Source organism: Clostridium sp. OF09-36 (genome assembly GCF_003481985.1).
In the GTDB taxonomy this organism is placed as follows: domain Bacteria; phylum Bacillota; class Clostridia; order Lachnospirales; family Lachnospiraceae; genus Brotaphodocola.
Genome location: NZ_QUMD01000001.1, coordinates 55,190 through 80,097, shown reverse-complemented (window position 1 = coordinate 80,097; position 24,908 = coordinate 55,190). Strand labels below are relative to the sequence as shown.

Below are 24,908 nucleotides of genomic sequence, written 5' to 3'. Positions count from 1 at the left end.
ACGGAAAGATTTGAACTGTGTTATGGTAATTGAATGATTGTGGAAAAGATCCCGTGGAACTGCCGTATGGATGTTCCATCCGGGATCTTTTTCTTTTGATTGTAGAATCAGGTCCTTTCTATTGTAGAGCGGGATTATTTCTATATTGATAAGACAGAGTTTATCCGGCAGTGGTGGGAACGTGGTGACAGTGCAACGCTGATCAACCGTCCGCGCCGTTTTGGAAAGACCCTGAACATGAGCATGTTGGAGCAGTTTTTTTCCGTGGAATATGCGGGGAGGAGCAATCTGTTTGTGAAGTTTTCTTATTTAAAAGACAGCGAAAAACTGACGGATACAGACCGTGCATTTTTCAACCGGATGCTGTCTGAACAGGGGAGAGACAGCGACGCGACATCATCTCTGTACCAGTTATCCAGCTTTCTGAACCGGTACTATGGAAAAAAGGTGATCATACTGCTGGATGAATACGATACGCCAATGCAGGAGGCTTATGCAGATGATTACTGGGAGAAAATAGTGCCTTTTACAAGAAGTCTGTTCAATTCCACATTTAAGAACAATCCATATATGGAACGTGGAATGATGACTGGAATCACAACGATCAGCAAGGAATCAATTTTCTCGGATCTAAATAATCTGAAAGTGATTACGACTACATCAGAAGAATATGCGGATGCGTTTGGCTTTACAGAGCAGGAAGTATTCCAGGCATTGGACGAATTTCACATGGCTGGAGAACGGGAAACAGTAAAGCTGTGATACGACGGATTTACGTTTGAAGGGAAACAAGTTCTGATCATAAAAGGCTGAGAAAGACAGGGCCTGTGGCTCTCTGGTTCTTCAGAGAGCGGCAGGCCCTGTTTGCAGCAGTGATATTTGCCGGATATACTGTGAAACAATAATATTATTTTTCATCCACCACCTGGAAGATGTAGAACTTTAAATAATAGGAAGCCTGTTCACCGCCGGTCCAAAGAATCGGATGGTCGGCTGCCTGGGTGCGGTATTCGACCTGGCGGAGACGTTTGTGTACGTTTCCTGCAGCTTCGCGGATGGTCTTGGTGAACAGTTCCGGATCCATGAAATGGGAGCAGGAGCAGGTCGCAAGATAGCCACCGTCCTTCACCAGCTTCATGCCGCGCAGGTTGATCTCGCGGTAGCCTTTCACAGCATTTTTGATGGAGCTGCGGGACTTCGTGAAAGCAGGCGGGTCCAGAATGACAACATCGAACTTCTCGCCCTTTTCCTCCAGCTCCGGAAGCAGATCGAACACATCGGCACACTGGAAGGTGACGCGGTCGGAAAGACCGTTTAACTCTGCGTTCTCGCGGGCCTGTGCCACACCCAGTTCTGAAGCATCGACACCAAGAACGGAAGCGGCTCCGGCGATGCCTGCGTTTAAGGCAAAGGAACCGGTGTGGGTAAAGCAGTCCAGAACCTTTTTGCCCTTGCACAGCTTCTGGATCGCAAGGCGGTTATACTTCTGGTCGAGGAAGAAGCCGGTTTTCTGGCCGTCCTGCACGTCGACGATGTAGCGGACACCGTTTTCCACGATCTCTACTTTGGTGTCGAATGGCTCGCCGATAAAGCCTTTTACGCGCTCCATGCCTTCCTGAAGACGTACCTTTGCATCGCTGCGCTCGTAAACGCCGCGGATGGAGATACCGTCTTCTGCCAGAACCTTTTTCAGTTTGTCCAGGATCACCGGTTTCCAGCGGTCAATGCCCAATGCGAGGGATTCGACAACCAGAACATCGGAAAACTTGTCGATGACGATGCCCGGCAGGAAATCTGCCTCGCCGAAGATCAGGCGGCAGCTGGAGGTATCCACGGTGGATTTGCGGTATTCCCAGGCATTGCGGACACGCATCTCGATGAATGCGTCATCTACAACGGTATCTTTTTTGCGGGTCATCATGCGGACGGTGATCTTGGAACGGGTGTTGATAAAGCCCTGTCCCATAGGATAGCCGTCGAAGTCGGAGACGGTGACCATATCACCGTTCTCAAAATCCCCTTCAATTTTATCGATCTCGTTGTCGTAGATCCAGGCGCCGCCGGATTTTAAGGTGCGGCCTTCGCCTTTCTTTAAAATAACATTTGCAGACATAATAGATATGCTCCTTTATGATTTTTTTGCTTCTCTCTTCGCCTCTAAGTTGGAAACAACCATGGTGCAGGCTGCGTCACCGGTGATGTTGACGGTGGTACGAGCCATATCGAAGATACGGTCCACACCGGCTACCAGGGCGATGCCATCGACCGGAAGTCCGACAGAGGTCAGTACCATAGCCAGCATGATCATACCGGCACCTCCATGCATTTCATGAAAATCTCGTTTAAGTCATTGAAAGCATTTACGACGCGGACATTTTTCCGCCGACCAGACCAATGGTAACGGCAAACGCGGTCGTGAACAGGTAGAAGATGACGGTCTTCAGTCCGATCGCGCACCGACTTTTTTGATATCACTCATGGAAATGATGCCGCACATAATGGAAAACAGAACAATCGGTACGACGATGAACTTGACCAGATTCAGAAAGATGGTTCCGAATGGTTTAATAAAGGTTTCTGCAAAATCTGCGTGACTCTGCAGCAGCAGTCCGGCGACGATGGCGAGGACCAGTGCAATGAAGATTTTCATTGCCAATGACATTTTCTTTTTTCGTTTATACTTGTATACCCCTTTCTCTTTGGTAATGTTTGTAAAAGATCACTACTGGACACGTTTTTGTGAGCAGTAATGAAAAATCTGAATTGGGGAAAAGCATTGGTGCGGGAAAGCCCGATTGGCTGCTGATGCAGTAAAAAAGGAGACACTGCACCTGAACACACAATGTCCCCGTTGACATTACTTTTATCTTAGCATATCCTTAACGGATGCGCAACCGCTATTGAAGGTGCAAAAAAAGCATGATAGAATAGAAATAATCATGAAAAAACAACAGAACCCCTCTTATATAGGAAGGAAAAAACGTATCTATATGAAAGAAAGCAGAACGGAAGAAACAAGAACGGCGGAAGTGAGAATGACGGAAACGAGAGCAGCAGAAACGGGAACGGAAGAAGCGAGAATGACGGAAGCGAGCAAAAGAAGAAGGAATAAAACGGGATCAGCAGAAACTGCAATGCTACCGGCTCTGCAAAAGCACGACCGGACGAAATATAAGCTGGCGGCCTCCATCAAGGAATGTATGAAGACCACGCCGGTCGACCGCATCACTGTAAAGGATATCGTGGAGGGCAGCGGACTCACCCGTCAGACTTTCTACCGCAATTTCAAGGACAAGTATGACCTCATCAACTGGTATTTCGATAAGCTGGTGCTACAGTCGTTTGAGCAGATCGGTATGGGAAATACGGTGGGCGAGAGCCTGACCCAGAAATTTGAGTTCATTTTAAATGAGAAAGCATTTTTTACCGAGGCATTCCGCTCCGATGACTATAACTCGGTTAAGGAGCATGACTTTGAGCTGATCCTGCAGTTTTACAAGGATCTGATCGCTCGAAAGACCAGCCGTCCGCTGGGAGAGGAACTTGAGTTTTTACTGGAGATGTATTGCCGCGGTTCGGTGTACATGACAGAAAAATGGGTGCTTGGCGGCATGAAGGATTCACCGCGCCGGATGTCTGATAAGCTGGTTGAGGCGATGCCGCCGAAGCTGGAAAAAGTCTTTTCAGAACTGGAACTCTTATAAAATGTTACAAATTAAACAAAATAAATTGTGAGGAATCCACAAAAATGAGAAGAAAGTGACAGAAGTGATACTTTGTCACTTTCTTTTTCTCATTATACTTGTTAAAATAATATCAGTTCGTGAGAGGAAAAATGCCAAACGATTTCGTTTTGGCAAAGTGTCACGAAGAAATTCAGCAAAACAAGAAATCAAATGAGCACAGACTCAAGGAGGATTTTATCATGGCAAACAGAATCGTTTTAAATGAAACTTCTTATCATGGCGCAGGCGCTATCAAAGAGATCGCAAATGAGGTAAAGACCAGAGGCTTTGCAAAAGCTTTCGTATGTTCTGATCCGGATCTGATCAAATTTGGCGTAACCAAGAAAGTAACCGACGTATTAGACGAGGCTGGTCTTGCTTATGAGATCTACTCCAACATCAAACCGAACCCAACCATCGAGAACGTGCAGACTGGTGTTGCAGCATTCAAGGCATCTGGCGCTGACTACCTGATCGCAATCGGCGGTGGTTCCTCCATGGATACCGCAAAAGCAATCGGCATCATCATCAACAACCCGGAGTTCGAGGATGTCAGAAGTCTTGAGGGCGTAGCACCGACCAAGAAACCGTGCGTACCGATCATCGCAGTTCCAACCACTGCAGGTACCGCAGCAGAGGTTACCATCAACTACGTAATCACCGATGTTGAGAAAAAACGTAAATTCGTTTGTGTAGATACCCACGATATCCCGGTTGTTGCAGTGATCGACCCGGATATGATGTCCAGCATGCCGAAGGGCCTGACCGCTTCCACTGGTATGGATGCATTAACCCACGCAATCGAGGGTTACATCACCAAGGGTGCATGGGAGATGACCGATATGTTCCACTTAAAAGCAATCGAGATCATTTCCAAATCCCTGCGCGGCGCAGTAGCAAACACCCCAGAGGGCAGAGAAGGCATGGCACTTGGTCAGTATGTAGCAGGTATGGGCTTTTCTAACGTAGGTCTTGGTATTGTTCATTCCATGGCACACTCCCTGGGTGCTGTTTATGATACCCCGCACGGTGTAGCAAACGCAATCCTTCTGCCGACGATCATGGAGTACAACGCTCCGTGCACCGGTGACAAGTACAAATACATCGCAAAGGCAATGGGCGTTGAAGGTGTCGATTCCATGAGCCAGGAAGAGTACCGCAAGGCAGCAGTCGATGCCGTGAAGAAACTGTCCGCAGATGTAGGTATCCCGGCAGACTTAAAGGCAATCGTAAAAGAAGAGGATCTGGACTTCCTGTCCGAGTCCGCATACGCAGATGCATGCCGTCCGGGCAACCCGAGAGACACCTCTGTAGAAGAGATCAAAGAGCTGTATAAGTCTCTGATGTAATAGCAATCTGATACATAAAACACGAAAGGACCGAAAGCTTCCGCCCCGCCGTATGGCTGGGCAGGAACTTTCGGTCCTTATTCATTGTGTTAACAATGCTGTTATATTGTTTCTTCTCCGCTCCGGTGCGCAGCCGGTGTCTGTCCGGTATATTTCTTGAATAGCACATAATAATATTTCACATTGGAGAATCCCACATTCCGCGCGATGCTGTCTATGGATTCCTGACTGTTTCGCAGGAGTGTTTTGCTTTCCTCCAGGCGGCAGGTGTTGATGCAGTCGTTGATGGAGTGACCGTAGGCGCTGCGGAACATGCGCCCCAAGTAGGCGTTGTTTAATTGCAGGCGGTCGGCAATGCTCTGGGCATTCAGTTCCGGATCGTGGTATTCCTGCTCTACGATTTCCTTTACCTTTTGCGCCAGATTGGAGTATTTCTGTGCTTTTTTCTCACTGTAATTTTCGCAGATCACAGCAAAAGCTTTTTCGAAAGTCCGGTCAATCTCGGAAAAATCGGAGATCTGCTCTACATGTTCCGGCAGCAGGCGTTCTTCCTCTGTAAGAAGATCGGAATGCAGGTCTTTTAAGATCCGGCAGATCGTGTCTTCCGTACGGTTCAGGATATACTGGAACGAATCGTAGCGGTAGGTATAAAGCCGGTCCCGGATTTCCTGCCACTTGGCGAGGCTGGATTCCAGCTTGCCGGCTTTTAAGCGTGCAGTCAGTTCTGTAAAATCTTTGGTGGAAACCGAGTTTTCCGCAGTCTTCTTTTCCAATTCAGTTTCCATAACAACGGTTTGTGCCGCATCCAGTACCAGCGCCAGGCGGTGCAGCTCCCGCAGATTGCCAAAGTGAGAGGTCAGTTCCTGAAAATCAGAAAAGAGTGTGCTGACAAATACCCGGCATTCCAGCGTATCCGCAAGCTGTTTTGCGAATGCGTTCTGTGCATCCGGAAAAGCGTAAGAGGCAATGCAGGCATAAATATTGTCGGATTTTGTGATCAGGATTTCCGGGTGCTCCTGCAGGGCGGCACGGTAAATATCACTGCGGTGATGTGCCTGAATGAGCATCAGTCCATAGGGCGGGACAGCTGTCTTGAAAAGGCGGTCTGCATCTGCCGGGCGTTTTTCCAGCAGCATATCATAAAGAATCTGCTCCAGACTGGTGCGCTCGGATTTGGAAACGACATTCTCAAGCTGTTTTTTTAGCGGAAGTGTTTCTTCATTTGCTGTTGCTTTGAGTGCAGAATCTGTTTCTGGCTCACCAGTCAGACAGGAGTCAATCTGCCGGATGGCATCTTTCATTCGGAGCATAGGCAGAAAACTGTAAAACAGAAGTGCCAGAAGCAAAGCACCGAACAGAAAGCTTAAGCCGATGATGATGCGGGTCGTGATCTGGCGGAACCGGTAAAAACGGGGAACCAGCTCCCGGATGGAGGTGATCCGCAGATAAATATGTCCGCTATCCGGTGACTCATAGTAGAGACAGATTTCATTCCGGTTTTTCCGAGAATGTAGCCGGATGGCGGATTCTCGGTATCTTCATGGATCTGCTTGTAGTAAGGCTGGCTGGAGGCGCAGAGGGCTTCATCTGCGTAGAGCAGAGGGTTACCGGCAAGGTCCAGAACGATAAAGTCGGAGGAAGGATTGGCTAACAGAAGAAAGTTCTGGTACCAGTCATCGTGAATGGTGACAACCAGTGCGTTTGGCTTCGGCGTGCGGTCCGGGTAGAGCTCATAGAAGATAAAGGCATAGTAATTGTGGTCGCTGTGTTCCTCGTCCCCGTCTTCGTGGCAGTAGACTGCATGGAAGCGCTGGTCTACAGAACGGTCAGAGAGGAGATCGCGGATGGGAATTGCATTGACATCCTCCAGCTTGCGGGCAAAGAACGGACCGGTAGAGTAAACCGTATCCGTGTAACCGTTGTAAACGTAGATGGCTTCCGTGAAATCTGCCGCATTCAGGGAACTGTTCAAGTCCTTCATGATGTAAGATTTTTCTGCCTCGGTAAAGCCGTCTTTCCGGAACAGCGTGGAAATCGTATTAGAATAGAAAAGCTGCCGCTCGAAATTTACCATGGAAGAATTCAGGGTTTCCGTCATGGCATTCACGGAAACGGCAAAGTCGCGGTTGGAATCGGAAATGGCATCGTAGGTGATCTGCTCAAAAAAGCGGGTCATGGAAAATAAAAGGGATACTGCGAGTGCCAGAGTAAGAACACCGGCCAGGATATAGCGGAACTGCCGCTTTAAGGTTCCGGTCAGTTTTCTGTCAGAAACAGGAAAAGGGAGGAAACGGTCTGTTGTTTTACCCATAAAAAACTACCTCCAGGTTCAAAAATTGTACATAGTTCAATTTCCGTATATTTTGTACTTTACACATATTACCACAAAATATACAATGAACTCAACAACAAACGACAAAGAAACATACAAAACGCATAAAAGATGTTGAATTGTCGTTAAGATTCAAGTTTAAAAAAGGAACTTTATATTAAGGAGGGTTATGAAATGAGAAAATGGAGAAAAGCAGCAGCAATGTGTATGGCAGCCGTTATGATGTGTTCCATGACAGCGTGCGGATCCGGTAATAAGGAAAGCGCAGGCACAAGTGCAGCACCGGCAGAGACCAAAGCAGAAGCAAAGAGTGAAGGAAGTGAAGCAGTTTCTGGCGAGAGTTCTGCATCTGCCTGGACCCCGGAAGAAAATGTGACCATGATCGTAGCGTATAAAGCAGGTTCCGGTACCGATAATACCGCACGTGTTCTTTCCCAGTATGCAACCAAATATGTAGGAAAGACCATTGTCATCGATAACCAGGAAGGTGGTTCCGGTTCCATTGGCTGGACTGCTCTGGCAAACGCAAAGCCGGATGGTTATACACTGGGGTTTGTAAATCTGCCGACTCTTTGTTCTAATATTGTAGACGGACTTGCTAATTATACAATGGAAGACTACGTTCCGATCTGCAACCATGTAAATGAGACGGCACTGGTTCTGGTGGCAGCAAACAGCCAGTTTAATACGCTGGATGATCTGGTTGCTTATGCAAAAGAGCATCCGGGTGAATTAAAGGCATCCACCAACGGCAACAAGGCATCCAACCACATCGGCGCACAGCTTCTTGCAAACAGTGCAGACTTTGAATACACCGACATCCCTTATGGCGGTACCGCAGACCAGCTGCTGGCATTAAGACAAGGCGAGGTTGATTTCTCTGTAGCAAAAGAGGCAGATATTGCATCCATGACTTCGGAAGTAAAAGTTCTTGGCGTATTCAGCCCGGAGCGTATGGAGTCCATGCCGGATGTTCCGACACTTGGCGAGCTCGGCTATTATGACCAGTGGTATGGCAGTGCCCGTGCCATCGTAGCACCGAAGGGAACTCCGCAGGAGATCATCGACTTCTATGCAGATGCATTCAAGCAGGCTATGGAAGATCCGGAATATGTGGAAGCAGCAGAAAAAGCAGGCGTAACCACCGCTTATATGAATCCGGCCGAAACCCAGAAGCTGCTGGATGACCAGTACACCTTCTGTACGGATGTTACCTCCAAACTCTGGAACGATTAAGCTTGTGCAGCAAGAGTCAGATTGGTTTTGATTTTCCATGAGACAGAAATCAGGCTGTTTCATCTTGCATATGGGGACTGCGAACAATGGGAACAGTCCCCATATGCGCTAAGAATGGATGCATGTCTGTAAAACAGGCACAAAGGAAATCTGAGTATACATTTCGGCGGAAAGGAATGAGAGCATGAAAAAAACAGACATTGGTGTTGTAGGATTTATGTATGCAGTCGCTCTGTTATTTTTATCCATGACCTTAAAGCTTCCGAAACCAGCGCAGGCATATCCACTTTTTATCATTGTGCTTTTGCTGGGACTGACCACACTTTATGTGGTGCAGATGATCATCGGGGCAAAAAAGAAGGGCGTTGAGAGTGGTCTGGAGGATTTTAAAGGATTTCTTCCAAAACAGTTTTTTCCAATTCTGGTCATGATCGTGGTGTATCTGGTTCTGATGTATTTTGTGGGATTTTACATTTCCACGGCACTGTTCATGGTAGTATCCCTGTTATTTCTCAAAGTGAAAAAATGGCAGATCCTGCTGTCGACAGCAGTCATCCTGCTTTTGGTATACTGCGCATTTACCCTGTTCCTTGGCGTGAAGCTGCCGATGGGAATTGTGTTCGCATAGAGAGGAGGTCTGGCATATGTTAGGTACATTAAGCTTAATGGGCGGCGGTTTCATCAGTGCGCTGAATCCCATCAATATTCTGGCGATCATAGCCGGAACCACCATTGGTATCGTCATCGGATGTCTTCCGGGACTTTCTGCAGCCATGGGTGTTGCATTACTGTTACCGATGACCTTCTCCATGGGAGCATCCACCGGTTTGATCATTCTGGGGGCGATCTACTGTGGCGCGATTTTTGGCGGATCTATTTCCGCGATTCTGATCCATACACCGGGTACACCGGCATCTGCAGCGACTGCCATCGAGGGATATCAGATGACGCTGCAGGGCAAAGCAGGAAAGGCACTTGGAACGGCATGTATCGCTTCCTTCTTCGGTGGACTGCTTTCCTGCATCTCCCTTTATTTTTTTGCGCCAATTTTGGCCCAGTTAGCTATGAAATTCGGTTCACCTGAATATTTCTGGCTCTCCATTTTCGGTCTGACCATCATTGCAGGCGTCTCCTCCAAGTCTATGGTCAAGGGTCTGATCTCCGGTGCACTGGGGCTGCTTCTTTCCACCATCGGCATGGATCCGATGGAGGGTGTGCAGCGTTTCATGTTCGGCCAGTCTTCCTTATATGAAGGTATCAATGTGACCTGTGCCCTCATTGGTCTCTTCTCCATGAGCCAGGCTCTTATTCTGGCAGAAAAAGAAATACGTGCGCGTGGAACCGCAAAGAAATTCAAAGACCGGATGTTATTAAATAAAGAAGAAATAAAACAGATTGCACCTACCGTGGGACGTTCCTGGATCATTGGAAACCTGATCGGAATCCTGCCGGGCGCCGGAGCTTCCATTGCCTGCTTTTTAGGCTACAACACATCCCGCCAGTTCTCCAAACACAAAGAAGAATTTGGACACGGCAGCATTGAAGGTGTAGCGGGTTCTGAGGCAGCGAACAATGCCGTACCGGCGGCTCCCTGATCCCGATGCTGACCCTTGGTATTCCGGGGGAGAGCGTTACGGCAGTGCTGATGGGCGGCCTGATCATTCAGGGGCTGACTCCCGGACCGGATCTGTTTGTGGGTGAGACCGCAAAGATGACCTACACCTTCTTTGCCGGCTTTGTACTGACCCAGTTTGCAATGCTCGGCATCGGCCTGTTAGGCTGCCGGATTTTTGCACAGATTTCCAGACTGTCCGACGCGATTCTGATTCCGGCAGTATCCGTACTCTGTGTGGTTGGTTCCTATGCGATCCACAAAAACTTCCTGGACGTTGTCATCATGATGATCTTCGGCGTATTAGGATACCTGCTCCGCAAGTTTGACTTAAACAATGCGGCAGTTGTACTCGCTCTGATTCTTGGACCGATCGGTGAAAAAGGTCTGCGTCGTTCTCTGGCACTGTCCAAAGGCAGTCCAGCCATCCTGTTCTCCACTCCGGTATGTTGGGTGCTGATTGTCCTTTGCATCTTCGGTATTCTGTCCCCGATCTTCATGAACCGGGTGGAAAAAATGTCCATGGAAAAGGCGGAAGAACAATGACAGGCCTCTGGCGAAGTCTGATGGATGCAGCATCAGGCTGGAATACTCTGGCAATTTTTCTGCGGCTGGTGCTGGCGATGCTGAGCGGCATGGCCGTCGGTATCGACCGCGGACTCAAACGGCGCGGCGCAGGCGTCAAGACCCATGTGCTGGTCTGCCTGGGCTCTGCCCTGGTCATGATGACCAGTGAATACATGGTGTATGCATTCCCGGGGGAAAAACTGGACCTGGCGAGACTTGGAGCCAGGTCATAAGCGGTATCGGTTTTCTGGGAGTTGGAACCATTTTGGTGACAGGAAAAAACCAGATACGGGGTCTCACCACCGCAGCGGGACTGTGGACCAGCGCCTGTGTGGGACTGGCCATCGGCATCGGCTTTGCGGAGGGGGCCATCTTCACCCTGATCTTCATGATGCTCACATTAAAGGTGCTGACCCGGGTCGATGTCCTGCTCCACCGCTATGCCAAAGTCTTTGACCTCTATATCGAGTTTGATTCCAGCAAAAATGTCAGCCAGTTCCTGCAGCGCATGCAGGAACTGGAAGTCAAGGTCAACACGCTGGAACTGACAAAAGGAAAAGGCCCGGATAAAGTGCCAAGCGTTGTCATCAGCATAGAAATGCAGAAAAAAAGAATGCGGGTGAATTTGCTGGATGAGATCCGGACGTTGGAATTTGTGAGGTATGTGGAGGAGTTGTGAGGGTTGGGGGGAGAGATATTGCTCCCTGAAATTGGTGAAAATGAGAAAATGGCTGTCCCGGCTTGCGCAAGTGCGTGCGGGATAGCTGTTTTTATTTGTTATCGGTTCATTCGATTTCTGCGCTTTCGGCAAGCGGCAGATGAAAATATGGATGCGATTTATGTCAATTATGGTCGAGAAGAATTTCTTGCATTTTCCTGAACATGACCAGTAAAAATGGCACTCCGGAATTGATTAGTTTGTTACAATATATGAAAGACACAAGAAGCGATAATCCCAATATTTTGTGTTGGGATAACCGCCTTACCCAGATTGATGAAGTTGTAAAAGAGGTAAAGCAGTCAGAAGAATGGGAGGCTGTGCAGATGAGCATTTTATTGATAGGCATGGAGCGGGGACAGAAAATAGGAGAGGCTTTAGGAGAAGCCCGGGGAGAAGCTTATGTGTTGACGGATTTGATAATCAAAAAAATGAAAAGAGGTCTTGCACCGGAGCAGATTGCAGATATGTTGGAAATTAATCTTGCCATAGTGAAAGAAATATGCAACGTAGCCAAAGACTATGCACCGGATTATGATGTGAAAAAAATCAGTGAAGTTTATCAGAAGGAATCATTATGTCCAACCGCAAAATAAGTAACAATGAAATAAGACATGAAAAAGATGCCGCAGAATGGAGTTATCGGTATCTGTCAGCTGTTTAAAATAGCAGAGCATTCATTCGATTTCAATACTTTCTGCAAGCTGCTCCAACTCTTCCAAAGAGAATCCTTCATCGGTTGCAAACGATTCAAATGGGGTAGCCTCATCGAGAAATCTGCTCGGTACATGCAGATTTGCGCATAATGTTGATTACAGGAAATGCAACCCTTTGCATAATCGATGGAGCAGATGCAGCTGTTCATGGACTTGCAGGTGGAAATTTTGTGAGCTTTATCTGTCATCTGAATCTGGTAGGATGGGCAAGGCTGGTGATGTTGGTATTAAAAGAACTGGCAATTCGACTAGGCTCGGTGGCGGACCAGATCATAGAACGATTCTGGGATGAAATGGCAAATCATCTGACTCCGGTAGAGCGGGAGCGGATTCATGCATTTTATCAGCGTATGCAGGAATACGACCAGTATCTGGATTTACTGCTTGCCGAGTATGTGAAACAGGTAGAGAAAGAATACCGGGAATTATATCAGGAAATCCAGGAGACGTTCCGGGACGATACTTTTGTCGGTGAGCGGGCGGAGCATTCTGTGAGGCTGGCAGAGGCTGCGGGAGTAAAAAAAGAAAAGATTGTGCGAAGCCTGGATGACTTGGATGACCTGTTTTTGTAGCAGCGATGAGCATACAAGGGTATATATGAAAGATTGTATGCTAGTAGAAAATATAAGTGAAAATAAAAAGGAGTGCTACGAAAGGGTGTTGAAAATCCCACTCCGATGTGATATGATTTTTTCATTAGCGGACATTTCCAGATGCCGCAGCCAATACAAATGCAATGGTGCATCCTCTTAAGGAGGCAATGCACCATTTTTTGGTTGCAGCAATAGAACTCTCGTTACTGTTCACAGATAGGGATTTTCTGAACTGAAAATCCCGTATGATGCAGTTTTGGCAGCAGATTTTGCCGATTTGGAATGCGAAGCATCGGCAAAATCATGTTGTTGGGCACGCATGCGTGAACAGCAGCGAAAATTTGGTTCGCATCAAGGAGGATATTATGAAAAAGAAGCTCAGTCTTATGCTGGCGGCTGCACTGACGGCTGGCCTGGCGCTGACCGGCTGCGGCGGCAGCAAAACTTCCGATACAATAGAGAATACAGCGAGCGCAGAGAGTGAAACTGCTGCTGAGGTGAAGGGCGTGGACGTGGATACGACCGGTTACCTGGTAGCTGCATTGAATGCGGATATCCAGACGGCAGATGTCCAGAAGACCTCTAAGGATTACGAGGTTCCGTTCAATATTTTCGATCGTCTGGTTGATGTTGAGGTCGACGCGGACGGCAATTCCAAGATCGTTCCGAGTCTGGCTGAGAATTGGGATATTTCTGACGATGGCCTGGAGTACACGTTCCATTTAAGACAGGGCGTGAAGTTCCACAATGGCAATGATTTTACCGCGGAGGATGTGGCTTACACCTTCCACCGCATGCTGACCGTTGAGGGTGGCGTGAATACCGAGTTTATCGACCAGATCAAGGGTGCGAATGAGCTCTTGGCTGGCGAGACCGATACACTGGAGGGTGTTGAGGTGGTGGACGATTACACCATCAAAGTGACTTTAAAGGAGCCGTTTGCCGGTTTCCTGGCAAGCATTTCTTCCCCGGGTGTTTCCATTTATGACAGCGAGGCCACCGAAGCAGCAGGTGATCAGTTTGGTATGGATCCGGCAGTGACCGTTGGTACCGGTCCGTTTGAGTTTTCTTCCTGGAGCTTTAACAACCAGCTGGTTCTGACCCGCAACGAGGATTACTGGAAGGGTGCTTCCAAGCTTCCGGGTGTTGTCATCAAGATCATTCCGGATACCGAGACCCAGTCCATGATGTTTGAGAGCGGCGAGCTTGACATTCTCGACCTGGACTATGCGGCAGATTCTGTTGACCGCTTTACCGAGACGTATCCGGACCAGATCGTGCAGGGACCGCGTGTTGGTATCGTGTACTTTACCATGAACTTTAATAAGGAGCCGTTCCAGGATGTCAGAGTCCGCAAGGCGGTTCAGATGTCCATCGACCGCCAGGCAATCCTGGATGCGCTTTACGGCGGCAGAGGACAGGTGGAGCAGGGAATCTTCCCGCACGGCCTCATCGGCTTTAACCCGGATCAGGAAGAGATCAAGTACGATCCGGAGGCTGCAAAGGCGCTGCTTGCCGAGGCTGGCTATGCCGATGGCTTCGACATGGAGATTGCAGCAGACAGCTCTGCTTCTGACACCATGACCATGGCGCTGGAGATTGTCAGCGACCAGCTTGCTGGGGTTGGAATCCGCGCAGAGATCAAGAATTACGATGAATCTACCTGGTTAGAGACCAGAAAATCCGGTGAGCTTGGTTCCTTCATGTCTACCTGGTCTGCCGATTACAACGACCCGGACAACTTCATTTATACCTTCTTCGGAAATGAAGAGAAGACGAAGATCCGTTCTATCAACTACCCGGATACGGAAGTGATGAACCGTGTAGCGAAGGCGCGTACCATTGTGAACGAAGACGAGCGTCTGGCTGAGTACAAGGCACTGGAAGAGAAGATCGTCCACGAGGATGCGGCATGGGTGCCGATGTTCTCCAGACTGCATCTGTTCGCAGTCAGCAAGCGGGTTGAGGGCTTTGCACCGTTATGGAGCGGTCTGAGTGACCAGCTTTTCTACAACGTATCAATCAACGAGTAGGATCGTGACCGGAGGGAGTTTCCGAAAGGGACTCCCTCTTTTGCCATGTAGAAACGCAGAGGAAGGAAACATTCATGGCCGGTCTGCATGTCAACGGGCATGCCAGATTGTGTGTCTGCATAGAAGGAGGAGAAGGTTTTGTTTAAGAAGATACTGAAGCGGATTCTGATTTCTATTCCGGTTCTGGTGGGCGTGGTGCTTCTGATTTTCATCATGCTGCGCATTGTCCCGGGCGACCCGGTTACCACCATGATGGGCGAGCATGTGAATCCGGCGGTGATCGAGAAGATCAGCAAAGAGATGGGGCTGGATAAGCCTTTGTATGTTCAGTTTTTCCAGTATATTGCCCACGCGCTGCGGGGCGATTTCGGCACGTCCTATCGGCTGAACCGGAATGTGACGAAGATTATTTTAGAGGCATTTCCGAACACGGTAAAGCTGTCGCTTCTGGCGGCGGTAGTTGCCTGGGTGATCGGCATTGTGGCAGGTATTATTGCGGCGGTGCGCCAGAATAAGCTGCTGGACCGCCTGTTTATGGGTGGTGCCTGATCGGTGTTTCCATGCCGGTCTTTATGACGGCGCTGGTACTCCAGTATTTATTTGCGTTTAAGTTCAAGTGGTTCCCGGTTTCCGGTTTTGATTCCTTCCGTGCAATGATCCTTCCGGCGATCGTGCTGGGGTGGAACTCTGCGGGAAGCATTGCCCGCATGACCCGCTCCAACTTGGTTGAGATCATGCAGAATGACTTTATCCGCACAGCGCGGGCTAAGGGTCTGTTGGAGTCTGGTGTCATTGTAAAGCATGCGCTGAAAAATGCCATGCTCCCGGTTGTGACGATGATGGCGCTGCAGGTGTCCAGCATGCTGTCCGGCGCTGTTTTAACGGAGAGTGTGTTCGGTGTTCCGGGCATTGGTCGTCTGGCAGTCAATGCCATTGAGACCAGAGATATGCCGCTTTTGCAGGGCACCGTTATTTTTACTACGATCCTGATCATTGCAGGAAACCTGGTGGCAGACCTGCTTTATAATGTACTGGATCCGAGAATCAGGGAGGGCGCGTAAGATGGAAAGAAAAACAAGTATGGAAAATCTGTCTGAAAACAGCCGGACCGGTGTGGGCAGCAGCGTGCAGCAGGATGGCACAAATGCAAAAAACATGCAGACAGATTTCAGCGCTCAGATCGGCGAGGCAGACACCTGGCTGGACAAGGCGAAGATTCTGGTACGCCAGAATAAGCTGGCAGCATTTTCTGCACTCTTGATCATCCTTATGATCCTGATCGCAATCTTTGCCCCGGTGGTGGCGCCTTACGATCATTTACAGCAGAGCCTGGCAGACCGCCTGCAGCATCCGAGCGCAGCGCACTGGCTGGGAACCGATGAGCTGGGGCGCGATGTCTTAAGCCGCATTATTTTCGGTGCCCGCATTTCCTTAACGATTGGTCTGGTGCCGACGCTCATTTCCATGGCAATCGGCACCGTGCTTGGCATGTATGCCGGTTTCTATGGCGGAAAGGTCGATTTCATCATCATGCGTCTGGCGGATGTGATGCTGGCATTCCCGTCCCTGCTTCTGGCTATGGTGGTCATGTATACCATGGGTGGTGGTCTGATCAACATCTTCATTGCATTAAGCCTGGTAAACTGGGCGGGAACGGCCCGCATTGTCCGATCCCAGACCCTTTCTTTAAAGGAAAAGGAGTATGTGGAGGCGGCACGCAGCATTGGCGTGAAAAAATGGGTCATCATGTTCCGGCACATCCTGCCGAACTGCATTCCTTCCCTGATCGTGCTGTTTACGTTAAATATTCCGTCTGCAATTTTGTCCGAGGCATCATTAAGCTTCCTGGGTGTCGGCGCACAGCCGCCGAGTGCCAGCTGGGGACTGATGGTTGTGCGCGGAAAGAAATATCTGTTTTCCGAGCCGTGGCTTTCCATTGCGCCGAGTGTTGCGATCATGATCGTGGTGATGGCATTTAACTTCCTGGGCGATGGTCTGCGCGATGTGCTGGACCCGTATCTGAAGGAGCAGTAAGGCCGGAACTGCATGGAAAAAGACAGCAGTGGTGACTGGCTGTGCCTGACGGGCAGGAGCAGTTGCCAGCAGAGAAGGAGCATTTTTGCCTGACAGGGGCAGGAATGAAAAGGAGAAGAACATGAACGATTCAATCGTATTAGATATCCGTGATCTGAAATCCCACTTCTTTACCGCGAAGGGGGAGGTGCCGGCAGTGGATGGCGTCAGCATTGAGGTACCGGCCGGAAAGATCATTGGCATTGTAGGAGAGAGCGGATGCGGAAAGAGTATGACCGCCATGTCTGTTATGGGACTTTTGCGTTACCCGGGCAAAGTGGTAGGCGGAAGCATTACCCTGGAGGGACGCGACATTACCCACCTTTCCCCGCGGGAACTGGCGAAGGTGCGCGGAAATGAGATCTCGATGATCTTCCAGGAGCCGATGACCTCGTTAAACCCGGTTTATCCGGTGGGAAAGCAGGTGCAGGAGGCCATTCTTTTGCATCAGAAAGTTTCAAAAGAAGAAGCAAAGCAGCGCGTTATTGACATTTTCCGTGCAGTCGGAATCCCGGAGCCGGAGAAGCGCTATAAGAGTTATCCGCATCAGCTTTCCGGCGGTCTGCGCCAGAGAGTTATGATCGGTATGGCTATGGTGTGCCGCCCGAAGGTGATGATCGCCGACGAGCCGACCACGGCGCTGGACGTGACCATTGAAGCACAGATCTTGCAGCTGATGAAGAAACTCTGTGAGGACCAGGGAACCTCGATCATCCTCATCACCCACAACATGGGTGTGGTGGCGGAAATCTGCGACTATGTGTATGTCATGTATGCGGGCAAGGTCATGGAGCAGGCAGAGACCTTTGAGCTGTTTGACCATACCGCGCACCCCTATACGCAGGGACTTTTAAAGTCCATTCCGAAGCTGGATGGACAGGAAAAACGGCTTTACACGATCGAGGGCGTGGTGCCGAACCTCTTACATCTGCCGAAGGGCTGCCGCTTCTGTACCCGCTGCGAATATGCGGTGGAGCGGTGCAGAAATGAAGAACCGCAGATGTATGAGAGTGCCGAAGGGCATAAGGTGCGGTGCTTTCGGAGCGAAAATGCCGGAGCAGAGGAGGTGAGCGTGAATGGAGACAACTGAAAACACAACATGGCTGGCAGATCAGCCATGTCTGGATGGGCTGGCAGAAAACCAGCAGACAGAAAACAGCACGAGTGAACGCAAGCTTCTGCTTCGCACCAATCATCTGGTAAAGGAATTCCCTATTGGCGGCACAAAGAAGGATCCGCTGGTGGTGCATGCAGTGTCTGATGTCAACCTGGAAATTTACGAAGGTGAGACGCTGGCGCTGGTCGGAGAATCTGGCTGCGGAAAGAGTACGTTAGGGCGCTTGCTGATCCGTCTTCTGGAGGCAACCTCCGGTAAGGTGGAGTTTGAGGGGCAGGATATCACTGCCATGAAAGAGTCGGAGTTTGCAAAGATCCGCAGACAGCTGCAGATCATCTTCCAGGATCCGTACGCTTCCTTAAATCCGCGTATGAGCGTGGCGAAGATCATTGCAGAGCCGCTGACAACTTATGGAATGAAAGACAAAAAGCAGTTGGAAACACGGGTGAAGGAGCTCATGAAAGAGGTCGGATCCCGGAAGAATTTTATAACCGTTATCCGCACCAGTTCTCCGGCGGACAGCGCCAGCGAATTGGCATTGCCCGTGCCATCGCACTGAATCCGAGACTGATCGTCTGCGATGAGCCGGTATCCGCGCTGGACGTTTCCATCCAGTCCCAGGTGTTAAACCTGTTAAAGGATCTGCAGGAAGAGTATAAGCTGACGTATCTGTTTATTTCCCACGATCTGAGCGTAGTGAAATTTATCGCAGACCGTGTGTGTGTCATGTTTTTGGGAAGCATCTGCGAGATCGGGGATACGGAGTCGCTGTATGCGCATCCGCTGCACCCGTACACCCGCTTTCTTATGAACGCGATCCCGAAGGCAGACCCGCATCTTCGGACCAAAGAAAAGGAGTTGCTGGTCGGCGAGATCCCGTCTCCGGTGAATCCGCCGTCTGGCTGTAAATTCCACACCCGCTGCCCTTATGCACAGGAAATTTGTGGAAAAGAGCAGCCGCCATGTAAGCGTTTTGGGGATAGAACGGTGTTCTGTCATTTCCCGCTTGAGAGCGCGGAGCAATAGAAAAGAGGAAACAGATCATGGAATTTGTATTTGAGCATGTGCGAAAAGAAGAGGCGGACGAAGTCCTGGACCTCTACCGTTCGCTGATCGGCACTCCGTTTTGCGCCTGGACTGCGGATTATCCATCCCGCAGTGATGTAGACTTTGATTTATCCCGCAATGCATTATTCTGTCTGCGGAACGAAGAAAACGGAGAGATCGCCGGAGTTATCTCCATCGATGAAGATCCAAAGGTGGAAACGCTGTCCTGCTGGACGAAAGAACTTCAGCCGGGGCGGGAACTTTCCAGGCTCGGTGTGCGCGAAAGCTACCAGAACCAGGGAATTGCCAGAAAGCTGATGGCGGGGGCGATAGAGGAACTGCGCAGCCAGGGATTCAAAAGTGTACACATCCTGGTGGCAAAGGAAAATAAAAAAGCACTGGCGTCTTATAAGGTGTTTGAATATGAAACAGTCGGGGAGTGTTTTTTACACGAACACGATTACTGGTGTTACGAAAAAGCATTATAATAGAAAGAAAAAAGCTGATGACTTCTGCGGAAAAAACGCAGGGCATCAGCTTTTTTGATATGGATCCGGCTGTGACGGTAGGAATCCTGGATCCGCTTAGTTTGTTTTCTCGGTGAGCAGTTCCAGAAGCGCAATCGGAGCCAGAGGTCTGGAAAAATAATATCCCTGGATCATATTGACACCCCACTGTTCCAGCAGGTCCAGTTCTTCCTGGGTTTCCACACCCTCTGAAATGATCAGGTAGCCCATCCGCTGGAATGCAGCCACAATACTTTGATAGAAGGTAGCGGCTTTGACATCAGAACAGATGTGAAAGAGCAGGGAGCGGTCCAGCTTGATCGCAGCAAATGGAAGCCGCATGACGGTATTAAAGTTTGCGTAGCCGGAGCCGAAATCATCCAGGCACAAGAGAATCCCGGCATTGGAAAATTCTTCGACAGCCTGATTCAGGATGTTATTGTATTCGGTTGCCACGGTTTCCGTAATTTCAAATTGGAAATAGGAATGCGGGAGACCGAATTCATCTATGATCCGGATAAAACGGCTGCTGCAGTCATTTTTGATCAGATCCAGCGGAGAAAGGTTGAATTTGACCGTATGGAGCTGCTTCATCAGATCTTCATGGTCTTTGAGGAAGCGGCAGACACGGCGAAACTGCAGGTCGCTGATCTGGTCGACCAACCTGTTCCTTTCTGCAATCTGAATGAACATATCGGGAGAAATCCAGCCGTACGTCGGATGACGCAGGCGGCTTAAGGCTTCCAGGGAAACGAAGCATTTTTCATCCAGGGAGTAGACCGGCTGGTAATAGACTTCAAACAGATCCTCTTCAATGGCGGTATGCAGAAACTGTTCGATTTCTTTATTATACACAAAGCTGCTCATGGTTTTCTGGTCATCCTGAACGGTTTCAATGATGCCATTTCGCGGAGCAAGAGATTCCAGGTATTCTGCGTATTCCAGGATGGCCCCTCCATCATCCAGCTTTTCTGCATTGAGGATACCGCAAAGAATGGCAGGGGAGGATAGCTTGTCAGAGGTTTCTGCATTCAAACCGGAATTCTGCTGAAAAAGCTTTTTTATTTCCGTCAGGAAATATTCATATTCCTGCAGGGAAGAGGCCAGTACGAGAAATCGTTTTCCGGTGATGCGGAAAACCTGCAGTCCGCAGATTTCTTGAAGCTGTTCGGAGATGAGCTTTAGAAACTGGTCCCCACTCTGGGTACCGGCTGCCCGGTTGATCTGGTTTAACTGGTAAAAGGTTATGGTGATCACGTGGAAACTTTTCTTTTCCGCGAGAAATTCTTCTGTTTTTCGGATGAAGTATGGTTTGTCATAGAGCCCGGTCAGACTGTCGGTATTGGCATGTGGATTGTTAATGGTCAAAAACAGTGTCAGGACTGCAAGGCTGAGCCCAAATCCAGTCATCAAAAGCGGTTGATACAGCGCCTGAACGATGACACCGAAAGCCGACAGTACAAGAATCTGAAACAGTGCCTTGCTGGTCGCTGGACCAAGTGCTTTTCTCCGGAAAATGATGATCAGAGTGGCTTCTGCAATATGGAGCAGGGCACAGTAATACATGAGCATGTACAGTGGGCCTTTTACGTAACCGGTCTGAGATTCAAAGAAAAACATATTGCCGGTAAACTGATTGCTCAGGATCAAAAAGAGCAGGATAAGTGTTGGAAAGCCCAGGATGAACATTTCACCGGGATGAATGTGCTCTTTTTTATGAAAGGTCCGGATGTAACAGACCAGAACGAAAGGAAGCAAGGTCTGCATCAGGTAAAAGATGGTAGTGGACAAAATGGCGCCCATTCCAAAATCACTATGACCGGAAGCAATGTAGTAAGTGCTGATCAGTTCAAAAAATACGTCCAGAATTCCAAGCACTGCCAAATGAAGAAATGTGCGGTTATTCAGATCGTTTGGGCGCTTCTGATTAAAAAACTGCCACAGAACGATGGTAAGAATGATGAACGCGGCAATCAGAAAATCGGAATTATAACTCATAAGGATTCCTCCTGTTCGGACATTCTTTTGTATGGATTGCTGACCTGGGAAGCGGCGGTCTGTCCGCTGCTTTTGTGCTGGTCATAATCGGCCTGGCTCTTCCAGCTGCTGATACTCTGTGTATTTCCCAGGCTGTCTTTAAAATAGCTGTGTCCCAATGTAAGACATACCTGGCAGCGGCTGCTGCCGGACGCATTGAATCTGCGAATCTCTTTCTGCAGCATGGTTTCATAGTCAGAAAAAGAAATTTTTGGATCGGTAAGAATGACGGCAAATTCATTTCCATCGGTACGGAAACATTCAATCGGTTCCGGTGAAAGTTCCCTGCAGACATTCTGGATACACTGCGCGGCACTGATGATCAGTTCATTTCCGGCACTCATGCCATAGGCCGCATTGGCTTCTTTCAGATCCTCCAGTTTCAGAAATGCCAGGAATGCATTTGCGTATTCATCAGAATGCCGTTCCAGTTTTGCAAGATAGTGTTCGAAGGCTTTTTTGTTTTTCAAGCCGGTCATCCGGTCTTCCATGGACATTTTTTCCAGGATTTCCTGTTCCATGCGGAAGCGGATATCGTTTGTGATCTTACAGATCAGACCCCAGAACAGAAGCAGGATATACAGCATGATTCCAAACTGGAAGATGGCATCATACCAGTAGATCTTAAAGAGCCAGTATAAGATCAGGGAGATAATGCCGCCCACGCCAAGGATCGCGAATGCAATCAGACAAAGCCCGGCTCCCCGGTTGTGTGTGGTCAGGTATTCGCGGCGTAACAGCAAAATCATGGTAATGACTCCGGAAAACAGCAGGATATGTGTGAGGAAAAGCATATGGATAAACGGTATGCCTGTCAAAAGGTACCAGATCCCCTGGAAAAAAGCATTGGCATAGAGGGCTGCGATCCAGAGACCGGGAAGCGGACTCCTTTTTAATGTCACAGTATTTTGTACGAAGTGAAGCATGGGAACGGACATCAGCATGAATGCGTAAAAGGAGATGAGGCTTCCAATCGCAATTTCTTTTCCATATACATGATAAATCCCTGAGTCGGTAAAGGACCACAGAGAACACAGGAATAGAAACAGTGCGACATCCAGAAAACGTGGTTCGTGAAAATCGTGATATTTCAGGTACAGGTAAATGGCAAGGGAAAGAATCCCAATGCCCAGCATGCCCGCCAGGACGGCAAAGGAAAGCGCATGGTCAATCAGATGCTGTCTTGTCACTGCTGAAATGGGACCGAAAATGGGCGCGTAAATAAACTGAGGGCTGTCTGGCATGTTTCTATAGACCAGGCAAAGCGGACTGCTTCCGGTCGTTTGTGGGAGGAAAACATCAGCCAGAGTTTTCCCTTCATCTGGTCATTTTTCAGAAACGCATTTTCCCGGTACTGATAAAGAAGGGAGTCTCCCATGCGGATCTCAAGGCCATACTGGATGCCGCGGGCGGAAAAAAATTTCCCGGCATCGGATCTGGTCAGTTTGTCACAATACAGCGTGAGGCTGCCGTCAGGTCCCGGTGTCAGGTTTGCCGGAAGTCTCACTTCGATGCGCTGTCCGTCCTGCAGCCGGTACCAGTCGCTCACAACGGATACAGGCGCGTTCACGGCAGGCTCTGGTTTATAAAAGCAAAATGACAGAAAGACCAGACACAGCAGCAGAAAACCAATTGCTGCGTATTCCAGTTTTTTCCATTTCGAAAGTTTATTCATGATCCATCTCCTAATGTAGAATGCAGGTATAAAATTTTGCCTGATAGTCTTATTATATCGTACAGAGTGTTTGGATGACAAGATTAGATGGCAAAAATGAGAATCTTCGCTTTACAAACCGTGGGAAATACAGTAAAATAGCGCCTGGGAATGAAGTTCTCCCGTGGGAAACCAAAACCGCTGAAATAAGGCTGATGACTTCTGTGAGAAAATCACAGGGGTCACCAGCTTTTTTTGCATTGCATATCGAGGAGTCACCAGTGGCGCGTCCGATGATTTCGCGTACAATAAGGAGGAAAAAATATGTTAACATCACTATCATTCATTTTTCTGGCAGGTCTGGCCATGGCGGCGATCTGTGCACGTATGAAACTGCCGCGCATCATCGGTATGCTTCTGACCGGTATTGTGCTTGGGCCGTATGTGCTGGATCTGCTGGATCCGTCCATTTTGTCAATCTCATCAGAGCTGAGGCAGATGGCGCTGATCATCATTCTGGTAAAGGCCGGACTATCCTTGAACCTGGCCGATCTAAAGAAGGTGGGCCGGCCTGCCGTGATGATGGCCTGCGTTCCGGCGAGCTTTGAGCTTCTTGGGTATGTATTGTTTGCGCCTGTGATCCTTGGTGTGAACCGGATCGAGGCCGCTGTTATGGGAGCTGTTCTGGCCGCTGTTTCACCGGCCGTTGTTGTGCCGCGCATGGTGAAGCTGATCGAAAACGGATACGGTACGAAAAAGAGCATTCCGCAGATGATACTGGCGGGTGCTTCTTGCGATGATATTTTTGTCATTGTCCTGTTTTCTACGTTTTCCGGGATGGCGCAGGGCGGAAGTGCAAGACTGATGGATTTTGTGAATATCCCGGTCTCCATCATCAGCGGCGTGATCGTTGGTGAGGTGGCAGGATGGCTGCTGAGTCTGTTCTTTGAGACGGCTTATGCGAAGGAGCATTATGTCCGCAACAGCATGAAAGTGATCATCGTACTCGGAGTTTCCTTCCTTCTCATGTCGGTGGAAACCTGGTTAAAGCCATTCATTTCCGTGTCCGGGTTTCTGGCTGTGGTCAGCATGGCCTGCGTGCTGAAATTGCGCAGTATCAAAGAGGTGTCTGCACGTTTGTCTGAAAAGTTTGGAAAGCTGTGGCTTGCAGCAGAGGTACTTTTGTTTGTGATGGTGGGTGCGGCGGTGGATATCCGTTATACTGTAGGAGCTGGACTGGCGGCGGTTGTTATGATCGCAGTTGCCCTGTTTTTCCGTACCGTGGGTGTGCTGCTCTGTCTGGTAAAGACAGCGCTGAACTGGAAGGAGCGTCTGTTCTGCGTGATTGCTTACCTGCCGAAGGCAACTGTGCAGGCCGCGATCGGTTCTGTTCCGATGGCGATGGGATTGCCCTGCGGGCAGATCGTACTTTCTGTGGCAGTCATGGCGATTCTCATCACGGCACCGCTTGGTGCGTTTGGCATGGATAGCAGCTTTGAACAACTGCTGGGAAATAACACTCTGATAAAAATTGACAAAAAACGATAAAATTCAGAAAAAAGCCAGGATCAGTTTTTGAAAGCTCTTGGTTGT

At 49.1% G+C, this 24,908-nt stretch carries 28 protein-coding genes, 1 pseudogene and 1 riboswitch; of the genes and pseudogenes, 21 read left to right on the top strand and 8 right to left on the bottom strand.

The features are described 5' to 3' along the window. Positions 1–120 precede the first annotated feature (120 nt). A complete protein-coding gene (locus DXA97_RS00370) occupies positions 121–762 on the top strand; it encodes an AAA family ATPase (RefSeq protein ID WP_118718171.1) in 642 nt (213 codons plus the stop codon). 145 nt (positions 763–907) lie between these two features. Here the strand turns inward: DXA97_RS00370 and DXA97_RS00365 are convergent, their stop codons facing one another. The 3 genes from DXA97_RS00365 to DXA97_RS21750 all read right to left on the bottom strand — a co-directional run bounded on the left by DXA97_RS00365 (position 908) and on the right by DXA97_RS21750 (position 2,662). Further along, positions 908–2,113 (bottom strand): class I SAM-dependent rRNA methyltransferase, encoded by a 1,206-nt coding sequence (locus tag DXA97_RS00365; protein ID WP_118718170.1) that lies wholly within the window; start codon positions 2,111–2,113, stop codon positions 908–910. A 15-nt stretch (positions 2,114–2,128) separates the two neighbouring features. Further along, complete coding sequence (locus tag DXA97_RS21755; protein ID WP_347560300.1) at positions 2,129–2,308, bottom strand: cation:dicarboxylase symporter family transporter; 180 nt, start codon at positions 2,306–2,308, stop codon at positions 2,129–2,131. 132 nt (positions 2,309–2,440) lie between these two features. Continuing rightward, positions 2,441–2,662 (bottom strand): cation:dicarboxylase symporter family transporter, encoded by a 222-nt coding sequence (locus DXA97_RS21750; protein WP_347560299.1) that lies wholly within the window; start codon positions 2,660–2,662, stop codon positions 2,441–2,443. A 328-nt stretch (positions 2,663–2,990) separates the two neighbouring features. Here DXA97_RS21750 and DXA97_RS00355 point away from each other — a divergent pair, with 328 nt between their 5' ends. Together DXA97_RS00355 and fucO are read left to right on the top strand one after the other, a co-directional pair. Then, complete coding sequence (locus tag DXA97_RS00355; protein WP_347560298.1) at positions 2,991–3,704, top strand: TetR/AcrR family transcriptional regulator C-terminal domain-containing protein; 714 nt, start codon at positions 2,991–2,993, stop codon at positions 3,702–3,704. Positions 3,705–3,925: 221 nt separating this feature from the next. Continuing rightward, positions 3,926–5,074, top strand: a complete 1,149-nt coding sequence (gene fucO, locus DXA97_RS00350) for a lactaldehyde reductase (protein WP_118541656.1) — start codon at positions 3,926–3,928, stop codon at positions 5,072–5,074. Between the two features lie 101 nt (positions 5,075–5,175). On the opposite strand, the gene DXA97_RS00345 is transcribed toward fucO, so the two are convergent. Both DXA97_RS00345 and DXA97_RS00340 read right to left on the bottom strand, forming a co-directional pair. Continuing rightward, complete coding sequence (locus DXA97_RS00345; protein WP_147355523.1) at positions 5,176–6,384, bottom strand: helix-turn-helix transcriptional regulator; 1,209 nt, start codon at positions 6,382–6,384, stop codon at positions 5,176–5,178. A gap of 53 nt (positions 6,385–6,437) precedes the next feature. Further along, positions 6,438–7,385, bottom strand: coding sequence for a hypothetical protein (locus tag DXA97_RS00340; RefSeq protein ID WP_118718168.1), 948 nt, complete (start codon positions 7,383–7,385; stop codon positions 6,438–6,440). Between the two features lie 195 nt (positions 7,386–7,580). Between DXA97_RS00340 and DXA97_RS00335 the strand changes: the two genes are divergently transcribed. The 17 genes and pseudogenes from DXA97_RS00335 to DXA97_RS00270 all read left to right on the top strand — a co-directional run bounded on the left by DXA97_RS00335 (position 7,581) and on the right by DXA97_RS00270 (position 19,606). After that, the gene (locus tag DXA97_RS00335) at positions 7,581–8,642 is read left to right on the top strand and encodes a tripartite tricarboxylate transporter substrate binding protein (RefSeq protein WP_118718167.1); all 1,062 of its coding nucleotides are present in this window, start codon (positions 7,581–7,583) and stop codon (positions 8,640–8,642) included. 184 nt (positions 8,643–8,826) lie between these two features. Then, positions 8,827–9,270: a tripartite tricarboxylate transporter TctB family protein gene (locus DXA97_RS00330; RefSeq protein WP_118541662.1), complete on the top strand. Its 444-nt coding sequence runs from the start codon at positions 8,827–8,829 to the stop codon at positions 9,268–9,270. A gap of 16 nt (positions 9,271–9,286) precedes the next feature. Then, complete coding sequence (locus DXA97_RS20545; protein WP_243107492.1) at positions 9,287–10,237, top strand: tripartite tricarboxylate transporter permease; 951 nt, start codon at positions 9,287–9,289, stop codon at positions 10,235–10,237. A 5-nt stretch (positions 10,238–10,242) separates the two neighbouring features. After that, positions 10,243–10,800 carry a tripartite tricarboxylate transporter permease gene (locus DXA97_RS20540; protein ID WP_243107491.1) on the top strand — a complete coding sequence of 186 codons (558 nt, stop codon included), beginning with the start codon at positions 10,243–10,245 and terminating at the stop codon, positions 10,798–10,800. Next, complete coding sequence (locus tag DXA97_RS21415; protein WP_279221110.1) at positions 10,797–11,054, top strand: MgtC/SapB family protein; 258 nt, start codon at positions 10,797–10,799, stop codon at positions 11,052–11,054. Before DXA97_RS20540 ends, DXA97_RS21415 begins: the two co-directional genes overlap by 4 nt. A 35-nt stretch (positions 11,055–11,089) precedes the next feature. Then, complete coding sequence (locus DXA97_RS00320; RefSeq protein WP_279221115.1) at positions 11,090–11,500, top strand: MgtC/SapB family protein; 411 nt, start codon at positions 11,090–11,092, stop codon at positions 11,498–11,500. Between the two features lie 3 nt (positions 11,501–11,503). Further along, positions 11,504–11,701, top strand: a complete 198-nt coding sequence (locus DXA97_RS00315; RefSeq protein ID WP_118718166.1) for a hypothetical protein — start codon at positions 11,504–11,506, stop codon at positions 11,699–11,701. A 2-nt stretch (positions 11,702–11,703) separates the two neighbouring features. Next, entirely contained in the window at positions 11,704–12,135 is a 432-nt protein-coding gene (locus tag DXA97_RS19945) for a hypothetical protein (RefSeq protein ID WP_182436747.1), read from the top strand. A 290-nt stretch (positions 12,136–12,425) separates the two neighbouring features. Then, the gene (locus tag DXA97_RS00300) at positions 12,426–12,827 is read left to right on the top strand and encodes a hypothetical protein (RefSeq protein ID WP_147353374.1); all 402 of its coding nucleotides are present in this window, start codon (positions 12,426–12,428) and stop codon (positions 12,825–12,827) included. A 386-nt stretch (positions 12,828–13,213) separates the two neighbouring features. Beyond that, complete coding sequence (locus DXA97_RS00295; RefSeq protein ID WP_118718163.1) at positions 13,214–14,881, top strand: ABC transporter substrate-binding protein; 1,668 nt, start codon at positions 13,214–13,216, stop codon at positions 14,879–14,881. Positions 14,882–15,019: 138 nt separating this feature from the next. After that, positions 15,020–15,430, top strand: coding sequence for an ABC transporter permease (locus DXA97_RS20535; RefSeq protein WP_243107490.1), 411 nt, complete (start codon positions 15,020–15,022; stop codon positions 15,428–15,430). Positions 15,431–15,441: 11 nt separating this feature from the next. Further along, a complete protein-coding gene (locus DXA97_RS20530) occupies positions 15,442–15,942 on the top strand; it encodes an ABC transporter permease (protein ID WP_243107489.1) in 501 nt (166 codons plus the stop codon). Position 15,943: 1 nt separating this feature from the next. Then, positions 15,944–16,915, top strand: coding sequence for an ABC transporter permease (locus DXA97_RS00285; protein WP_347561401.1), 972 nt, complete (start codon positions 15,944–15,946; stop codon positions 16,913–16,915). 121 nt (positions 16,916–17,036) lie between these two features. Then, entirely contained in the window at positions 17,037–18,044 is a 1,008-nt protein-coding gene (locus DXA97_RS00280) for an ABC transporter ATP-binding protein (protein WP_118718162.1), read from the top strand. Continuing rightward, a pseudogene (locus DXA97_RS21745) lies at positions 18,031–18,602 on the top strand (dipeptide/oligopeptide/nickel ABC transporter ATP-binding protein); the annotation flags it as partial. The gene DXA97_RS00280 and the pseudogene DXA97_RS21745, both read left to right, overlap by 14 nt. 90 nt (positions 18,603–18,692) lie before the next feature. Next, positions 18,693–19,097: an ABC transporter ATP-binding protein gene (locus tag DXA97_RS21740; RefSeq protein ID WP_347561415.1), complete on the top strand. Its 405-nt coding sequence runs from the start codon at positions 18,693–18,695 to the stop codon at positions 19,095–19,097. A 17-nt stretch (positions 19,098–19,114) separates the two neighbouring features. Beyond that, complete coding sequence (locus DXA97_RS00270; protein WP_118718161.1) at positions 19,115–19,606, top strand: GNAT family N-acetyltransferase; 492 nt, start codon at positions 19,115–19,117, stop codon at positions 19,604–19,606. A 96-nt stretch (positions 19,607–19,702) separates the two neighbouring features. Here DXA97_RS00270 and DXA97_RS00265 read toward each other — a convergent pair whose 3' ends face one another. The 3 genes from DXA97_RS00265 to DXA97_RS00255 are packed head-to-tail and all read right to left on the bottom strand — an operon-like array spanning position 19,703 to position 23,336. After that, positions 19,703–21,622 (bottom strand): GGDEF domain-containing phosphodiesterase, encoded by a 1,920-nt coding sequence (locus DXA97_RS00265; protein WP_118718160.1) that lies wholly within the window; start codon positions 21,620–21,622, stop codon positions 19,703–19,705. Further along, a complete protein-coding gene (locus DXA97_RS00260; protein ID WP_182436746.1) occupies positions 21,619–22,851 on the bottom strand; it encodes a diguanylate cyclase in 1,233 nt (410 codons plus the stop codon). Before DXA97_RS00260 ends, DXA97_RS00265 begins: the two co-directional genes overlap by 4 nt. Continuing rightward, entirely contained in the window at positions 22,848–23,336 is a 489-nt protein-coding gene (locus DXA97_RS00255) for a hypothetical protein (protein ID WP_118718158.1), read from the bottom strand. Before DXA97_RS00255 ends, DXA97_RS00260 begins: the two co-directional genes overlap by 4 nt. A gap of 137 nt (positions 23,337–23,473) precedes the next feature. Further along, positions 23,474–23,547: riboswitch (Fluoride riboswitch) on the top strand. Between the two features lie 92 nt (positions 23,548–23,639). Here DXA97_RS00255 and DXA97_RS00250 point away from each other — a divergent pair. After that, positions 23,640–24,863, top strand: coding sequence for a cation:proton antiporter (locus DXA97_RS00250; RefSeq protein WP_118718157.1), 1,224 nt, complete (start codon positions 23,640–23,642; stop codon positions 24,861–24,863). Positions 24,864–24,908 lie beyond the last annotated feature (45 nt).

Bases quoted from the DNA above. Each gene is read 5' to 3' on its own strand.
- DXA97_RS00365 (WP_118718170.1), bottom strand. From the start codon at position 2,113: ATGTCTGCAAATGTTATTTTAAAGAAAGGCGAAGGCCGCACCTTAAAA.
- DXA97_RS21755 (WP_347560300.1), bottom strand. From the start codon at position 2,308: ATGATCATGCTGGCTATGGTACTGACCTCTGTCGGACTTCCGGTCGAT.
- DXA97_RS21750 (WP_347560299.1), bottom strand. From the start codon at position 2,662: ATGTCATTGGCAATGAAAATCTTCATTGCACTGGTCCTCGCCATCGTC.
- DXA97_RS00355 (WP_347560298.1), top strand. From the start codon at position 2,991: ATGAAAGAAAGCAGAACGGAAGAAACAAGAACGGCGGAAGTGAGAATG.
- fucO (WP_118541656.1), top strand. From the start codon at position 3,926: ATGGCAAACAGAATCGTTTTAAATGAAACTTCTTATCATGGCGCAGGC.
- DXA97_RS00345 (WP_147355523.1), bottom strand. From the start codon at position 6,384: ATGCTCCGAATGAAAGATGCCATCCGGCAGATTGACTCCTGTCTGACT.
- DXA97_RS00340 (WP_118718168.1), bottom strand. From the start codon at position 7,385: ATGGGTAAAACAACAGACCGTTTCCTCCCTTTTCCTGTTTCTGACAGA.
- DXA97_RS00335 (WP_118718167.1), top strand. From the start codon at position 7,581: ATGAGAAAATGGAGAAAAGCAGCAGCAATGTGTATGGCAGCCGTTATG.
- DXA97_RS00330 (WP_118541662.1), top strand. From the start codon at position 8,827: ATGAAAAAAACAGACATTGGTGTTGTAGGATTTATGTATGCAGTCGCT.
- DXA97_RS20545 (WP_243107492.1), top strand. From the start codon at position 9,287: ATGTTAGGTACATTAAGCTTAATGGGCGGCGGTTTCATCAGTGCGCTG.
- DXA97_RS20540 (WP_243107491.1), top strand. From the start codon at position 10,243: ATGCTGACCCTTGGTATTCCGGGGGAGAGCGTTACGGCAGTGCTGATG.
- DXA97_RS21415 (WP_279221110.1), top strand. From the start codon at position 10,797: ATGACAGGCCTCTGGCGAAGTCTGATGGATGCAGCATCAGGCTGGAAT.
- DXA97_RS19945 (WP_182436747.1), top strand. From the start codon at position 11,704: ATGACCAGTAAAAATGGCACTCCGGAATTGATTAGTTTGTTACAATAT.
- DXA97_RS00295 (WP_118718163.1), top strand. From the start codon at position 13,214: ATGAAAAAGAAGCTCAGTCTTATGCTGGCGGCTGCACTGACGGCTGGC.
- DXA97_RS20530 (WP_243107489.1), top strand. From the start codon at position 15,442: ATGCCGGTCTTTATGACGGCGCTGGTACTCCAGTATTTATTTGCGTTT.
- DXA97_RS00285 (WP_347561401.1), top strand. From the start codon at position 15,944: ATGGAAAGAAAAACAAGTATGGAAAATCTGTCTGAAAACAGCCGGACC.
- DXA97_RS00280 (WP_118718162.1), top strand. From the start codon at position 17,037: ATGAACGATTCAATCGTATTAGATATCCGTGATCTGAAATCCCACTTC.
- DXA97_RS00270 (WP_118718161.1), top strand. From the start codon at position 19,115: ATGGAATTTGTATTTGAGCATGTGCGAAAAGAAGAGGCGGACGAAGTC.
- DXA97_RS00265 (WP_118718160.1), bottom strand. From the start codon at position 21,622: ATGAGTTATAATTCCGATTTTCTGATTGCCGCGTTCATCATTCTTACC.
- DXA97_RS00255 (WP_118718158.1), bottom strand. From the start codon at position 23,336: ATGAATAAACTTTCGAAATGGAAAAAACTGGAATACGCAGCAATTGGT.
- DXA97_RS00250 (WP_118718157.1), top strand. From the start codon at position 23,640: ATGTTAACATCACTATCATTCATTTTTCTGGCAGGTCTGGCCATGGCG.